At 71.6% G+C, this 14619-nt stretch carries 11 protein-coding genes, 1 tRNA gene and 2 pseudogenes; 4 read left to right on the forward strand and 10 right to left on the reverse strand.

The genetic code is table 11. The features are described from left to right. Window positions 1–223: 223 nt before the first annotated feature. Window positions 224–1003 (forward strand): hypothetical protein, encoded by a 780-nt coding sequence (locus RIM90_RS17660; protein ID WP_309061674.1) that lies wholly within the window; start codon window positions 224–226, stop codon window positions 1001–1003. 94 nt (window positions 1004–1097) lie between these two features. Here RIM90_RS17660 and RIM90_RS17665 read toward each other — a convergent pair whose 3' ends face one another. Then, the gene (locus RIM90_RS17665; protein ID WP_309061675.1) at window positions 1098–1409 is read right to left on the reverse strand and encodes a hypothetical protein; all 312 of its coding nucleotides are present in this window, start codon (window positions 1407–1409) and stop codon (window positions 1098–1100) included. Between the two features lie 102 nt (window positions 1410–1511). Between RIM90_RS17665 and RIM90_RS17670 the strand changes: the two are divergent. Next, a pseudogene (locus RIM90_RS17670) lies at window positions 1512–1786 on the forward strand (DUF4287 domain-containing protein). Window positions 1787–1829: 43 nt separating this feature from the next. Here RIM90_RS17670 and RIM90_RS17675 read toward each other — a convergent pair. The 3 genes from RIM90_RS17675 to RIM90_RS17685 all read right to left on the reverse strand — a co-directional run bounded on the left by RIM90_RS17675 (window position 1830) and on the right by RIM90_RS17685 (window position 4851). Beyond that, window positions 1830–2738 (reverse strand): Bax inhibitor-1/YccA family protein, encoded by a 909-nt coding sequence (locus RIM90_RS17675; RefSeq protein WP_309061676.1) that lies wholly within the window; start codon window positions 2736–2738, stop codon window positions 1830–1832. Between the two features lie 224 nt (window positions 2739–2962). Continuing rightward, complete coding sequence (locus RIM90_RS17680; protein WP_309061677.1) at window positions 2963–4150, reverse strand: 4-hydroxybenzoate 3-monooxygenase; 1188 nt, start codon at window positions 4148–4150, stop codon at window positions 2963–2965. A 614-nt stretch (window positions 4151–4764) separates the two neighbouring features. After that, window positions 4765–4851: transfer RNA gene (locus RIM90_RS17685), tRNA-Leu, on the reverse strand. A gap of 418 nt (window positions 4852–5269) precedes the next feature. On the opposite strand from RIM90_RS17685, the gene RIM90_RS17690 reads away from it, so the two are divergent. Then, window positions 5270–6040 carry an ABC transporter ATP-binding protein gene (locus RIM90_RS17690; protein WP_309061678.1) on the forward strand — a complete coding sequence of 257 codons (771 nt, stop codon included), beginning with the start codon at window positions 5270–5272 and terminating at the stop codon, window positions 6038–6040. A 68-nt stretch (window positions 6041–6108) separates the two neighbouring features. Then, a complete protein-coding gene (locus RIM90_RS17695; RefSeq protein ID WP_309061679.1) occupies window positions 6109–8637 on the forward strand; it encodes an ABC transporter permease in 2529 nt (842 codons plus the stop codon). Window positions 8638–8724: 87 nt separating this feature from the next. On the opposite strand, the gene RIM90_RS17700 is transcribed toward RIM90_RS17695, so the two are convergent. The 6 genes and pseudogenes from RIM90_RS17700 to eno form a co-directional block, all read right to left on the reverse strand. Next, entirely contained in the window at window positions 8725–10023 is a 1299-nt protein-coding gene (locus tag RIM90_RS17700; RefSeq protein ID WP_309061680.1) for a cyclopropane-fatty-acyl-phospholipid synthase family protein, read from the reverse strand. A gap of 389 nt (window positions 10024–10412) precedes the next feature. Further along, window positions 10413–11804, reverse strand: a complete 1392-nt coding sequence (locus RIM90_RS17705; protein ID WP_309061681.1) for an NAD(P)/FAD-dependent oxidoreductase — start codon at window positions 11802–11804, stop codon at window positions 10413–10415. Window positions 11805–12224: 420 nt separating this feature from the next. Next, a complete protein-coding gene (locus RIM90_RS17710) occupies window positions 12225–13190 on the reverse strand; it encodes a Ppx/GppA phosphatase family protein (RefSeq protein ID WP_309061682.1) in 966 nt (321 codons plus the stop codon). After that, window positions 13187–13732, reverse strand: a complete 546-nt coding sequence (locus RIM90_RS17715) for a DUF501 domain-containing protein (protein ID WP_309061683.1) — start codon at window positions 13730–13732, stop codon at window positions 13187–13189. Before RIM90_RS17715 ends, RIM90_RS17710 begins: the two co-directional genes overlap by 4 nt. A gap of 46 nt (window positions 13733–13778) precedes the next feature. Further along, complete coding sequence (locus tag RIM90_RS17720; protein ID WP_309061684.1) at window positions 13779–14255, reverse strand: septum formation initiator family protein; 477 nt, start codon at window positions 14253–14255, stop codon at window positions 13779–13781. A gap of 119 nt (window positions 14256–14374) precedes the next feature. Beyond that, window positions 14375–14619: pseudogene (gene eno / locus RIM90_RS17725) on the reverse strand (phosphopyruvate hydratase); the annotation flags it as partial.

Below are 14619 nucleotides of genomic sequence, written 5' to 3' on the forward strand. Positions count from 1 at the left end.
TTCCCGGTCGCTCCGGGAGCCCGGGCCGTTCCGTGATCCAATCTCCCCCAGGATGTGACCTATCTCCCTCGCCGGGAGGATCACGCAGGTCAGAGACACTCCCCCACCAGCCCCGGAAGCACGGCCCTGTCCGTTTCGTGACGTTACGCACTGACAGATGGTTAGTCCACCCTTCAAGCTGATGTAGGAAGTCGGGGGTCGACTTTGAACCGGGAGTACGTCAGTGAGCGCCATGCCGATCGCCCTGCTGATCACCACGGCCGCCACCGGCGCCGTGGGCGTCGCGGTCCTGCGCAGCATCATGGTGCTGCGCCGACAGGTCGCGGCCCTGCACACCGAGCTGGCCGAGTACCGCGCCGCCACGACGCGCGGGCTCGTTCCCTCCGCCCGCGCCGCCCACACCGACGAGATACGCGCGGCCGTGGCCGAGGCACTCGCCGAGGAGCGGGAGCGGGAACTCGCCGAGGCGCGGGCCTTCTGGGCCGCCCAGGAGACCCGTGACGCGTCCGACGCGCCCTCCCTGCTGGGGCTGGCCGACAGTGAGCTGTTCCTGCCCCGGCAGGCCGATTTCGCGGGTCTGGAGCCGGTGATCGAACCGGTCGCCGACTCCGACGAGCACTCCGGGGACTCCCCGGAGCTGGCCGCGGCCCGCCGCCGCCACCCCTCGCACCCGGACTTCGTGCCGAACCCGTCGCCGGTGGCGAACGACCACGAGCGCACGGTGGCGACGCTGGAGGAGCTGGCCGCCTCCCGCGTGGAACTGACCGACGTCCGCCCGGGCCCGCTGGGCACGCTGGACGTCTACGTGTTCGCCGACGGGACGACGCTGTGCATGACCCCGGGTCACCGCGAGACCGCCGAACGCCTGGCCGCGGCCCTGCGGGCGGGCGAGACCCCGTTCCTGCTGGGCGGCTCGGGCGTCTCGGGGGCGTACACGCTGACCTTCTCCTGCGGCGAGGAGAGCGTCTACGTCCTGGCGGACCGCGTCATCGCGTCCTTCTAGCGTCCCGCCGGCCCCTCCGGGCTCCCGCGGGCATCCTCCGGGGTCCCGCCGGCCTCCCCCAGCCGCAGCCGAACCGTTCACGCGCCGGGTGTCGTCAGACGCCGGCGCGTTTCTGTGCCTCCTCCACCAGCCGCACCGCATCCTCGACCTCGTCCTCGGACTTCAGTACGAGGGCCAGGTCGTGGCCGGCGACGGTGATCTGGTCGGCGGCGGCGAACATCCCGGCGTCGGGCATCTCTCGGGGTTCGGTGCCCGGCTCCTCGACCCGCTGCGCCCACCGCGCCAACTCCCTGGCCAGGGCGAGCGCCTCGGCGGCCGCGCCCCGTTGCAGCCGGCTCTGCGGCGCGGCCCGCAGGCGGTCGGCGAAATGATCCACGGCACGGGTGAGGGGCGTCGTATCAACCACGCGGCGAGCGTACGCGGACCGGCAGGACTGTCGCCAACGCGCGACCGCCCGGGCACGGTGAGCTGGAGGAGCGGCTCGCGTCCCCCGCGTCCGGAGGCGCCGGTGTCCCGGGGCTTCTCCGAAGAGACCCGTCGCACCGTGCTCGCCCGCGTCCCGCACTGCACCGGTCGTGGGATCACCGACTGGCTGCGCACCGTCGCGGAAGGCCCGGCCCCCCCCGCTTCGAGGAGAAGGCCGGCCGGCTCCGGCACGGGTACGACCCGGCGTACGGCCACGCCGAGGCGATCATCCACGAGCACGACCTGGGCAGGGCCGCGCGCACACTGCTCCCGGCGCGTGTCTTCCGCATGCGGGGAACGACGAAGGGCCCCGGGTGAACCCGGGGCCCTCGTGCGTGTCCGGCACCTGCCGTGCGGACCGCTAGTCGCTGCTGCTGAGGATCGAGATGAGCCGCAGGAACTCCAGGTAGAGCCACACCAGCGTCAGCGTCAGGCCGAAGGCCGCGAACCAGGCCTCCTCGCGCGGGGCACCGTAGGCGATGCCGTCCTCGACCTGCTTGAAGTCCAGGGCGAGGAAGCAGGCACCGAGGATGATGCCGACGACACCGAAGACGACGCCGAGCGCACCGCTGCGGAAGCCGAGGCCGTCACCGCCGCCGAACACCGCGAACAGCAGGTTCACGGACATCAGCAGGATGAAGCCGAGCGCGGCCGCCATCACGAAGCCGTAGAAGCGGCGGTTGACGCGGATCCAGCCCGCCTTGTACGCCACCAGCACACCGGCGAAGACCGCCATGGTGCCGATCACCGCCTGCATGGCGGCACCGTCGGCGATGCGGTTGTCGACGATGCTGGAGACGACACCGAGGAAGACACCCTCGAACGCCGCGTACGTCAGGATCAGCGCCGGCGAGGCCTTGCGCTTGAAGGACTGGACGAGCGCCAGGACCATGCCGATCAGCGCGGCACCGATGCCGATGCCGTAGGACCGGCTGATGTTGGCGTCGTCGACCGGCAGCAGGGCCCAGGAGAGCGCCGCGGTCAGGATGAGCACGCCGAGCGTGCTCCCCGTGCGCATGACGACGTCGTCGATGGTCATCCGGCCGGTGGTGGCCGGGGCCTGGGGCGGCGCGCCGTACTGCAGGTCCTGCTGCGCGTAGGGGTTCTGGGCGTACGGGTTCTGCGCGTAGGGGTTGCCCGTCGGCTGCGCGTACGGGTTGCCCTGGGTGGCGACAGCGGGACCCCCGGCCTGCGGCGCGGTGTTGAAGCCCGCGTAGCCGTTGTCGCGGCTGAACCCCCGTCGCGAGAAGACCGGGTTTCTGCTCCTCATTTCACTCCTCCATGGCCACACGGCATGGCCTTGGCTCAAGAGTAATAGGTAGGCAAAGGAATGACCCTAATGCTTGGGGAGGATCTTTCCCTCGTTGTGCTGCGCAACACGCTACGCGGCTTCGTGATTCCCCTCACCGCGGGACCTCGAACCATGACCGACCCGGTACCCGCCCGGAACCGGCCGGAGATCGTCCGTTCGCCCCGGCCGCAGCCGCGCGCCCTTCACTCCGGGGGGAGATCCAGGGGGAAGCCGGTGTAGGCCTCGGCGAGGTCGGTCCGGGCGGCGCGGGAGGAGGCGATCCGTTCCAGCCGGGCCAGCTGCAGGCGGTCCTCGAAGGCGGTGGCGTCCGGGGCGCGGTGCAGCAGGGTGGTCATGTCGTAGGAGAACCGCTCGGCCTGCCAGACCCGGCGCAGGCAGGTCTCCGAGTAGGCGTCCAGCAGGGCGGCGGACCCGGTCTCCCGCCGGTGGACGAGCGCCCGCGCGAGGGTGACGACGTCCCCGACGGCGAGGTTGAGCCCCTTGGCGCCGGTGGGCGGCACGATGTGCGCCGCGTCCCCGGCCAGGAAGAGGCGGCCGTGCCGCATCGGCTCGTGGACGAAGGAGCGCATGGGGGTGACCGACTTCTGGGTGAGGGGGCCGCGGGCGAGCGTCCAGCCGTCGTCGGTCTCGAAGCGGCGCTCCAGCTCCCGCCAGACGTCCTCGTCGCTCCACTCCTCCGGTTCCGTCCCCTCCGGGACCTGGAGGTAGAGGCGGGAGACGGACGGGGAGCGCATGGACAGCAGGGCGAAGCCGCGGTCGTGACGGGCGTAGACCAGCTCGTCGTGGGAGGGCGGCACGTCGGCGAGGACGCCGAGCCAGCCGAAGGGGTACCTCCGTTCGAAGACCCGGGAGACCTCGGCGGGGACGGCCGCGCGGGACACCCCCCAGAAGCCGTCGCAGCCGGCCACGTAGTCGCACTCCAGGACGTCCTCGCGGCCCCGGTGGCGGAAGCGGACGCGCGGGGTGGCGGTGCCGGCGCCCTCGACGGCCAGCGCCTCGGCCCCGAAGAGCAGCGGACCGCCCTCGGCGAGCTGGAGGGCGATGAGGTCCTTGCAGACCTCGGTCTGCGCGTAGACCATGACGGACCGGCCGCCGGTGAGGGCGGGGAAGTCGACCCGGTGACGGCGGCGGCCGAAGCGCAGTTCGATGCCGTCGTGCCGCAGCCCCTCGCGGTCCATCCGCGCCCCGGCCCCGGCCGCGCGCAGCACGTCCACCGTGCCCTGTTCGAGGATCCCGGCCCGCTGCCGGTGCTCGACGTAGGCGCGGTCGCGGGCCTCCAGGACGACCGAGTCGATGCCGGCGCCGTGCAGCAGCCGGGCGAGCAGGAGGCCGGCGGGTCCGGCACCGATGATGCCGACGGTGGTGCGCATCGGTCGTTCCCTTCGCGCGTACGGTACGGAATGCGGATGTTCGTGTGGTGAAACTTCTTTCACCACGGCCGGACGTGAGTCTCCAGCCGCGTACGCCCGGTGTCAACGGTTCCTCCCGTCATGCCCGCCCCAGGGGGTCGACGAGCCGGGCCGCGGTCGGCCGCGGCACGCCTCGTCCGCCCGGTGGTGCACGCCCGACGGGCGAGCCCGGTCCGCTTCGCGAGGAGGCCGGCGTTCGCGGCCGGGGCGTACCCGAGGACGGCCCGAACGAGTACCGGGGCCAGGGCTGCGCCGGCGTCCGGCGCCGGATCGACAGCAGCCGGGGCCGGATCGTCACCAGGGGCGGCCAGGCCCTCGCGGGCGCGGTTCCCGGAACGGGATCGCTCGACCGGCTCCGCTCCGCACTCGGCGAGAAGCAGCCGCCCCCGGGGCACCGGCCGGGATCACGTCCGCCGGCGGGCACCACCCGCGGCACCGCTCGGCCGCCCTGCGCGGCTTCCCGTACGGCGCTGCGCCGCGGACATGTGCGCGCGCGAAGAGCGATGTGCTCCCGCGTCGCGGACGGGGGACGGCAGCAGGAGGGCGTCCTTGCTGATCAAGAACGGTGAGCGTGGTGGTGCCCGGAGCCGGACTCGAACCGGCACGCCCGCTCAGGGGCAGCGAGGTTTAAGCTCGCCGTGTCTGCATTCCACCATCCGGGCAGGCCATGGGCTCCGCTTCGCGGTTCCGAGCCTATCGGGCCCCCTCCCCCGGGCAGCGGTGGGATGGGACGATCTTGTCTTATTTTATTGGCGCCTGAGGGAGCATCAGCACTCGGAAAGCGCCGTCAGCACATGCCAACAGCCTTGCGTGTGAGGATCGGCCGCGCATCCGGATTGACGGAATTTCACCGTCTGGACAAGGAGACTCCACTCGTTCTCGTCACGGCCGGCGCTCAGGGTCCACCGTCATCCCCAGGTATGACACGGCCCCCGGCGGTCCGCCCCAAGTCGCCCCCCGGAACCGGAACAGCGGCTGACTACACGGCGGCAAACCGACGGAACGATGGATCACGTCCCGAGCACGTTCCCCGGGGAACGTGCTCCGAGAACACGTCGTTCTGACAGGAGTGTCCATCCCGTGACCACCGCACCCCTCGCCGACCGGACCACCGCCGTGGCCGCACGCGCCACGGACCTGTCGAAGATCTACGGCCAGGGCGAGACCCAGGTGGTCGCCCTGGACCGGGTCTCCGTCGACTTCCGGCAGGCCGAGTTCACCGCGATCATGGGTCCCTCCGGTTCCGGCAAGTCCACGCTGATGCACTGCGTGGCCGGCCTGGACACCTTCTCCTCCGGTTCCGTGCGCATCGGCGAGACGGAGCTGGGCTCGCTGAAGGACAAGCAGCTGACCAAGCTGCGCCGGGACAAGATCGGTTTCATCTTCCAGGCGTTCAACCTGCTCCCGACGCTGACGGCGCTGGAGAACATCACCCTTCCGATGGACATCGCGGGCCGCAAGCCGGACCGGCAGTGGCTGGACACCGTGATCGGGATGGTCGGTCTGTCGGGGCGGCTGAGCCACCGGCCCGCGCAGCTGTCCGGCGGTCAGCAGCAGCGGGTCGCCGTGGCCCGGGCGCTGGCCTCCAAGCCGGACATCATCTTCGGTGACGAGCCCACCGGGAACCTCGACTCCCGTTCCGGCGCCGAGGTGCTGGGCTTCCTGCGCAACTCCGTGCGGGAGCTGGGGCAGACGGTGGTCATGGTGACCCACGACCCGGTGGCCGCCGCCTACGCGGACCGGGTGGTCTTCCTGGCGGACGGCCGGATCGTGGACGAGGTGCACGGGCCGACGGCCGACTCGGTGCTCGACCGGATGAAGCAGTTCGACGCCAAGGGCCGCACCAGCTGACCCGCCCCCTCCCCTCCCCCTCCCGCGTTCCGCGCCCTTCCCGTACGTCTGGACTCGAGAAGACACCCATGTTCCGTACCGCCTTGCGCAACGTGCTCGCGCACAAGGCCCGGCTCCTGATGACCGTGCTCGCCGTGATGCTCGGCGTGGCCTTCGTGTCGGGGACCCTGGTCTTCACCAACACCATCTCCGACGCCCTGCAGAAGCAGTCCGCCAAGGGCTTCGACCACGTCGACGTCGCCGTCACGCCCCAGTGGAAGGACGCCGAGGGCGACAAGGTCGGCGAGAGCCGGGAGCTGACCCGCGCCCTGGTCGACGACAGCGCCCGGGTGCCCGGCGCCGCGCAGGCCATCGGGGTGGTCACCGGCTTCACCGCCATGGCCGACAAGGACGGCAAGCTCATCGGTGGCGGCTTCCAGTCGCAGGGCGGCAACTACTGGGGCACCGAGGACCCCCGCTACCCGCTGGTCGAGGGGCGCGCGCCGAAGGGCGAGGGCGAGGTCCTCATCGACTCCGAGACCGCGCGGCGCACCGGCTACGGGGTCGGCGACACCGTACGGCTCTCGGTCGACGGTCCCGTCCTGGAGCCGGTCGTCACGGGCGTCTTCACCACGGACGACGGCAACGTCGCGGCCGGCGGCAGCCTCACGCTGTTCGACACGGCGACCGCGCAGAAGCTGTTCGGCAAGGCGGGCACCTTCGACGAGATCGCCGTCAAGGCGAAGGACGGCGTCAGCGAGACCGCGTTGCAGGCGCAGCTGGAGAAGGCGCTGCCCTCCGACGTCGTCGAGACCACCACCGGGCAGAAGCTCGCCGACGACCAGGCGGAGGTGATCGCCTCCTCGATGAGCGGTCTGAAGCAGGGCCTGCTGGTGTTCGCCGGGATCGCGCTGTTCGTCGGCACCTTCATCATCGCCAACACCTTCACCATGCTGGTCGCCCAGCGCACCAAGGAGCTGGCGCTGATGCGGGCGGTCGGCGCCTCCCGCCGGCAGGTCACGCGGTCGGTGCTGATCGAGGCGTTCGTGGTCGGCGCGGTCGCCGCCGTGGCCGGGCTGGTCGCCGGCATCGGCATCGGCGCCGGGCTGCGCTCGCTGATGGGGACGCTGGAGGCGACCGTGCCCGACGGGCCGCTGGTGGTCTCGCCGGGCACCATCGGCACCGCGTTCGCCGTCGGCGTCCTGGTCACCATGCTCGCCGCGTGGCTGCCCGGCCGACGGGCCGCGAAGATCCCGCCGGTGGCGGCGATGAACTCCGTGCACGCCAAGGCGACCACCAAGTCGCTGGTGCTGCGCAACACGCTGGGCGCGCTGTTCTCGGCGGCCGGCGTCGCGGTGGTCCTCGCGGCCACGACGATGGACGGCACCGACGGCCAGGCCCCCATGGGTCTCGGCGCGGTGCTGCTGATCATCGGCGTGTTCGTCCTGACCCCGCTGCTGTCCCGCCCGCTGATCGCGGCGGCGGCCCCGGTGCTGCGCGTCTTCGGGATCTCCGGCAAGCTGGCCCGGCAGAACTCGGTGCGCAACCCGCGCCGTACCGCGGCGACCGCGTCCGCGCTGATGATCGGGCTCACCCTGATCACCGGGATGACGGTGATGGCGGGCAGCCTGCAGAAGTCCATCGACAAGATGGCGGCCGCCGCGATCGAGGCGGACTACGTGGTCTCGATGGCGAACGGCAACGGGCTCTCGCCGGACGTCGAGCGGAAGCTGAAGGAGGCCGGTGACGTCACCGCCACCAGCCCGATGCGCAACGCGCCCTCCCGCATCGACGGCGAGACCCAGTTCCTGACCGGCGTCGACGGCGGCACGATCGACGAGCTGACCGAGCTGAAGGTCGAGGACGGCTCCTTCGAGGTCGGCGGCACGCGGGTCGTCGTGGACCGGGACACGGCGACGTCGTACGGCTGGAAGGCCGGCTCGGACTTCACGGTCGCCTACGAGGACGGCAAGAAGCAGCGGCTGACGGTCGCCGGTGTCTACGAGGCCAACGAGATGATCCGCGGCATCATGATCGACACCGCGACCCTCGCCCCGCACGACGCGGAACCGGCCGACATGCTGGTCATGGTGAAGACCTCCGACGGCGCCTCCGACACGGTGAAGGACCGGCTGGAGAAGGCCCTCGGCGCCAACCCCGCGATCAAGGTCCAGGACAAGAAGGACCTCTCCAACGAGATCGCGCAGATGTTCACCCTGATGCTGAACATGGTCTACGGCCTGCTGGCGATGGCGGTGATCGTCGCGGTCCTCGGCGTCATCAACACCCTGGCCATGTCGGTGTTCGAGCGCTCGCAGGAGATCGGCATGCTGCGCGCGATCGGCCTGGACCGCAAGGGCGTCAAGCGGATGGTCCGCCTGGAGTCCCTGGTGATCTCCCTGTTCGGCGGGGTGCTCGGCATCGGTCTGGGCGTGTTCTTCGGCTGGGCCGCCGGTCAGCTGCTGGGCACGAGAATGGCGACGTACGAACTGGTCCTGCCGTGGGGCCGGATGGCGGTCTTCCTGCTGCTGGCCGCGGCGGTGGGCGTCCTGGCGGCGCTGTGGCCGGCCCGGCGGGCGGCGCGGCTGAACATGCTGCAGGCGATCAAGGCGGAGTAGGAGTACGCAGGAGTACGGCGGGTGGCGCGGGCCCCGTTCCGGTGGACGGAACGGGGCCCTCGTCGTGTCCGGACGCGCGCCGTGCCGTCAGTTCCAGGTACGGGCGCGCAGGGGGAGGCCGGAGGTGCCGGACTCGGGGGTCTTCACGGCCAGGACCTGGTTGACGCCGATGCGGTTGTGTTCGAAGGCGAGCGCGGAGGCGGCCATGTACAGCAGCCAGACGCGGGCCCGGCCGGGGCCGGCGAGGCTCACCGCGCGGTCCCAGCCGGCCTCCAGGTTCGCCACCCAGCGGCGCAGGGTGAGCCCGTAGTGCTCGCGGAGCGACTCGACGTCGCGCACCTCGAACCCGGAGCGCTCCAGCAGGGACACCGTGGTGCCCAGCGGGGCGAGTTCGCCGTCGGGGAAGACATAGGCGTCGATGAAGGCGTCCACGCGGTACGACGCCTCGTCCCGCTGCGGGCGCCGGGCGATCTGGTGGTTCAGCAGCCGCCCGCCCGGCTCGAGGAGGCGGTGCAGGACGGTGGCGTACTCCAGGTAGCGCTCGGATCCGACGTGCTCGGCCATGCCGATGGAGGAGATGGCGTCGTACGGCCCGTCCGTGACGTCCCGGTAGTCCTGTACGCGGATCTCGACGCGGTCGGTGAGGCCCTCGTCGGCGACGCGCTTGCGGGCGTAGGCGGCCTGCTCCTGGGAGAGGGTGATGCCGACGACGCTCACGCCGTGGTCGCGGGCGGCGTGGACGGCCATGGAGCCCCAGCCGCAGCCGACGTCCAGCAGGCGCCGGCCGGGTTCCAGGGCGAGCTTGCGGCTGACCAGTTCGAGTTTGTCGTGCTGGGCCTGTTCGAGGGTGCCCCGCGGGGGCGGGGCCGGCCAGTAGGCGCAGGAGTACACCATGGACGGGCCGAGGACGAGTTCGTAGAAGTCGTTGCCGACGTCGTAGTGGTGGCTGACGGCGCGTCGGTCGCTGTGCTTGGTGTGCAGTCCGCGGCGGGGCCGGCGGGCCTCCTCGCGGGGCGGGGCGGGCGGCAGCGGCGGCCCGGCGAGCACGAGGAGTCCGCGGACGGCGGAGCGGAACTCGGGGTCGCGCAGGGCCTGCGCGAGGGTGCGGGCGTCGTCGTCGCGCTCCCAGATGAGGCCGGAGAGCAGGTCGAGGGCGGTGTACAGGTCGCCGTCGACGGAGAGGTCGCCGGCCACCCAGGCGCGGGCGAGGCCGAGTTCGCCCGGCTTCCACAGCAGGTGGCGCAGGGCGCGTCGGTTGTGTACGACCAGGGTCGGCGCACCCGGGGGGCCGGCCTGCGATCCGTCCCAGGCGCGGATGCGCACGGGGAGGGGTGTGCCCAGCAACTGTTCGACGAGGCCCTTCAGCCGCGACGCGGCGTCTGCCATGGTGTACACCTCCGATAGAGGCCTCCCCTGCTCGCGCGAAGCCGAGAGCCTGGGGAAGGGGAATCCCGGAACGTCGTCACCACGTAAACACCCGCGGGGCCGGTTGGCAGTCCCCGGCGCGCGTCAGGACCGGGCAAAACGCCACCCCGAGGGACGGCACTTCACTCCTCCGGCACGCACCCGGCCCCCGGGGCTCCGCCCCGGTCCCCGCCGGGGGCTCCGTCCCTGCGCCCCAGCCGTCCTCGCCCGCGTCCCCGCCGGCCCCGGCCGGGCACCCCGCCCGGCTCCAGGGCTCTCCCCTCCGTCGCCCGGCTCTGCCCGGCAACGGTGAAGGGGCCGCCCGCACCACGGATGGCGGGCGGCCCCTTCGGGGGTTCGGTGACCGGAGGTCAGGAGGCCTTGGCCTTCTCCTCGGTCTTCTCCTGCTTGGCCGCCGCGGGTACCGGCGCCGGCTTCGCGGCCTCGTAGAACTCCTCGCGCGGCGACTCGATCGCGCCGAGCGACACGACCTCGCGCTTGAGGAACATGCCGAGGGTCCAGTCGGCGAAGACGCGGATCTTGCGGTTCCAGGTCGGCATCGCCAGGCCGTGGTAGCCGCGGTGCATGTACCAGGCGAGACGGCCCTTGAGCTTGATCTTCATCTTGCCCATGACGATCATCGCCACGCCCTTGTGCAGGCCGAGGCCCGCCACCGCGCCCTTGTTGGCGTGGCTGTACTCCTTCTGCGGGAAGCCCCGCATGCCGGAGACCACGTTGTCGCCGAGGACCTTGGCCTGGCGCAGCGCGTGCTGGGCGTTCGGCGGGCACCAGGCGTTCTCGTTGCCGGCCTTGCGGCCGACCAGGTCCGGGACCTGGGCGTTGTCGCCCGCGGCCCAGATGTAGTCGGTGCCCTTGACCTGGAGCGTCGGCTCGCAGTCGACGTGACCGCGGGGGCCCAGCGGCAGGCCGAAGCGGGACAGGGCCGGGTTCGGCTTGACGCCCGCCGTCCACACGATGGTGTTGGAGTCGACCTCGAGGCCGTTCTTCAGCACCACGTGGCCGTCGACGCACGACTCCATGGAGGTGGACAGGTAGACCTCGACGCCGCGGCCCTCGAGGTGCTCCTTGCCGTACTTGCCGAGCTTGGGACCGACCTCGGGAAGGATCTTGTCGGCGGCGTCGACGAGGATGAAGCGCATGTCCTCACGGGACACGTTCTTGTAGTACTTCGACGCGTCGCGCGCCATGTCCTCGACCTCACCGATGGTCTCCGCACCGGCGAAGCCGCCGCCCACGAAGACGAAGGTGAGCGCCTTGCGCCGGATCTCCTCGTCCGTGGTGGAGTCGGCCTTGTCGAGCTGCTCGAGGACGTGGTTGCGCAGGCCGATGGCCTCCTCGATGCCCTTCATGCCGATGCCCTGCTCGGCGAGGCCGGGGATCGGGAAGGTGCGCGAGACCGCGCCCATGGCGATCACCAGGTAGTCGAAGGGCAGCTCGTACGCCTCGCCGGTCAGCGGGGCGATCGTGGCGACCTTGCGGTCCTGGTCGATGGTGGTGACCCGGCCGGTGAGGACCTCCGCCTTGGGAAGCACGCGCCGCAGCGGGACGACGACGTGCCGGGGGGAGATGCTGCCGGCGGCGGCTTCGGGGAGGAAGGGCTGGTAGGTCATGTACGACCGGGGGTCGACGACCGTGACGGTCGCCTCTCCGTAACGCATCTTCTTCTGGATGCGCCGAGCTGCGTACAGGCCTACGTACCCACCGCCTACTACGAGGATCCTGGGACGCTCCGTGGTGCTCATGCCATCGAGTATCCACCCGCCTCGGGGGGGTGGTTCGTGCGCCCCTTCACAAGCTTCGGCAAGGCCTGTGCTACACTCCCCGGCTTTTGTGATCCACGCCATGGCGGGTTACGGGAACCGGAGCACCCCATGATCCGTTGTCAATGCCGCGTGAGCTGCCTCTCTGGCGGATCGAGGGGGGTGTGAGGCCGGCCGCCGCCCTCTCGGGACGGCCGTCCGGGAGGTCACCTCCCGTCCCTTCTGAACGTGTTCAAAGGGGTGTTGAGCCCCCGAAAGGGTCAATGTCGCCCGCTTCTTCGACCTCCCGGGGGCAATTCCTTGTGAAGAACTTCACGAAGTTTCCCGGCGAGGTCCGGCCGAGGGGCCTCCCGGCGCCCCCCGGAGCCTGCTCAGACGTTATCCGGACTGCTCAGCGGAGTGCTACCGGTCGGTAGCGAAGGAGGCCTGGGCCACGGACCAGGCGATGCCGTCCAGGATGTCGTGCTCGCTGACCACGACCTCCTCCGCGCCGATCCGCTCCATGACCGACAGCAGGACGAGAGCCCCCGCGCCGATCACGTCGACCCGGCCCGGATGCATGGAGGGCACCGCCGCGCGCTCGGCGTGGGTGGAGCGCAGCAGCCGGTCGGTGATCTCGCGGACGCGGTCGCGGGAGACCCGGGAGTGGTGGATGGCCGTCGAGTCGTACTCGGGCAGGTCCTGCGCGATCGCCGACACGGTCGTGACGGAGCCCGCCAGGCCGACCAGGGTGTGCGCCTCGCGCAGCGGGACCGCCTCCTCGGCGCGGTCGAGGGCGGCCTCGATGTCGGCGCGCATCGCCGCGATCTGCTCCTCGGTCGGCGGGTCCGTCACGGCCCCGTCCCGCACCAGGTGCCGCTCGGTCATCCGTACGCAGCCCACGTCGACGGAGCGGGCGGCGCGGACGCGGTCGTCCCCGACGACGAACTCGGTCGAGCCGCCGCCGATGTCCACGACCAGGAACGGGCGCTCCAGGTCCGCGCGTCCGGTCAGTTCCCTGGTGGCCCCGGTGAAGGAGAACTCGGCCTCCTGGTCGCCGGTGATGACCTCGGGCTCCACGCCCAGGATGTCCAGCACCCCGCGCACGAACTCGTCGCGGTTCTCCGCGTCGCGGGAGGCGGAGGTCGCCACGAAGCGCAGCCGCTCGGCGCCGTGCTCCTTGATGATCTCCGCGTACTCGCGGCAGGCCGCGAAGGTCCGCTCCAGCGCCTCGGGCGCCAGCCGGCCCGTGCGGTCGACACCCTGGCCGAGCCGCACGATCGTCATCCGCCGGTCCAGGTCGGTGAGTTCACCGGTGCCCGGGTCCGCGTCGGCCACCAGGAGCCGGATGGAGTTCGTACCGCAGTCGATGGCGGCGACTCGGGTCACTGGTCGTCCTCCTTCGCGGGGCCGCCTTCCGGCAGCGTCACGCACGTGCCCTTGCGCCACCACTCCGGCAGCATCGCCAGCGCCTCGTCCCCCAGCGGGTTGACCCCGGGGCCGGCGGCCAGCGAGTGGGCGACCAGGACGTGCAGGCACTTCACCCGGTCCGGCATGCCGCCCGCGCTCGGGAAGTTCTTCAGCTCCTCGATCTCGTCGCGGCGCCGGATGTAGTCCTCGTGCGCCGCGCGGTACGCGGCCGCCAGCTCCGGGTCGGTGGCCAGCCGCTCCGTCATCTCCTTCATCACGCCGTTCGCCTCCAGCGTCCCGATCGCCGAGGCGGCCCGGGGGCAGGTGAGGTAGTAGAGCGTCGGGAAGGGGGTGCCGTCGGGCAGCCGCGGCGCGGTCTCCACGACGTCCGGCTGCCCGCAGGGGCAGCGGTGCGCGATGGCCCGCAGCCCGCGCGGGGGCCGGCCGAGCTGCTGCTTGAAGGCCTCGACGTCCGCGTCGGTGGGCTCGGTGCGCGGGGTCGTGGGCGGGGGGGTTTCCATATCTGTCTTTCTGCGGCGTTCTGTGGGGCGGGGATCTGCCGGCCGGCTACCGGTCGGCGGCGTCGGCCTTGTCGACCCCGTCCCAGACGTTGGAGTACCAGGGGCGGTCGGCCGCCCCGTGGTCGGTGCGCGACGTCCCGGCCTGGTCCGGGTCGATCACGATGTAGCCGGTCTCACCGGGCATGACGTAGTGCAGCCGCCGGCGGATCTCCTGCTCGGCGTAGGCGTCGTCCTGCCAGCGCGCCTTCATGTCGCGCAGCTGTTCGACGCGCTCCCGGGCCTTGTCCTGCTCCTGCTGGAGGTCGGCGATCTCGGCGCGCTGGGAGACGTACTGCCGCATGGGATAGGCGAGGGCCACGACCAGCGAGCAGACCACCAGGGCGAGCAGCGCGGCCCGCCCGGTCAGCCGGGAGCGGCGGGCCTGGCGCTTGGTCTGCGAGCGGTAGACCCGGGCCGCGGTCTGCTCACCGATCAGCCGGATCCTGGTCGCGGTGGAGAAACGGTCCCGGTCCTTCGCGGCCATGTCCCCGCCTCCCGTTCCCATGTCATACGCGCGTACGTCCCCGCACACGGTACGGGACCGGGTACGGGGACGTACGTACGACGCTTCCTACGCGTGCGGAGCTAGCCCTTGATCAGCCCTCAGCCCTTGAACCGCGGGAACGCGCTGCGGCCGGCGTACACCGCGGCGTCGTCGAGGATCTCCTCGATGCGCAGCAGCTGGTTGTACTTGGCGACGCGCTCGGAGCGGGCCGGGGCACCGGTCTTGATCTGGCCGCAGTTGGTGGCGACGGCCAGGTCGGCGATGGTGACGTCCTCGGTCTCGCCGGAGCGGTGGGACATCATGCACTTGAAGCCGTTGCGCTGGGCCAGCTCGACGGCGTCCA

The sequence above is a fragment of the Streptomyces sp. genome (assembly GCF_031181555.1).
Taxonomy (GTDB): domain Bacteria; phylum Actinomycetota; class Actinomycetes; order Streptomycetales; family Streptomycetaceae; genus Streptomyces; species Streptomyces fimbriatus.

Excerpts from the sequence above, each read along its gene's own strand:
- RIM90_RS17695 (WP_309061679.1), top strand. The coding sequence starts at position 6,109 with ATGTTCCGTACCGCCTTGCGCAACGTGCTCGCGCACAAGGCCCGGCTC.
- RIM90_RS17680 (WP_309061677.1), bottom strand. The coding sequence starts at position 4,150 with ATGCGCACCACCGTCGGCATCATCGGTGCCGGACCCGCCGGCCTCCTG.
- RIM90_RS17675 (WP_309061676.1), bottom strand. The coding sequence starts at position 2,738 with ATGAGGAGCAGAAACCCGGTCTTCTCGCGACGGGGGTTCAGCCGCGAC.
- RIM90_RS17715 (WP_309061683.1), bottom strand. The coding sequence starts at position 13,732 with ATGGAAACCCCCCCGCCCACGACCCCGCGCACCGAGCCCACCGACGCG.
- RIM90_RS17720 (WP_309061684.1), bottom strand. The coding sequence starts at position 14,255 with ATGGCCGCGAAGGACCGGGACCGTTTCTCCACCGCGACCAGGATCCGG.
- RIM90_RS17705 (WP_309061681.1), bottom strand. The coding sequence starts at position 11,804 with ATGAGCACCACGGAGCGTCCCAGGATCCTCGTAGTAGGCGGTGGGTAC.
- RIM90_RS17700 (WP_309061680.1), bottom strand. The coding sequence starts at position 10,023 with ATGGCAGACGCCGCGTCGCGGCTGAAGGGCCTCGTCGAACAGTTGCTG.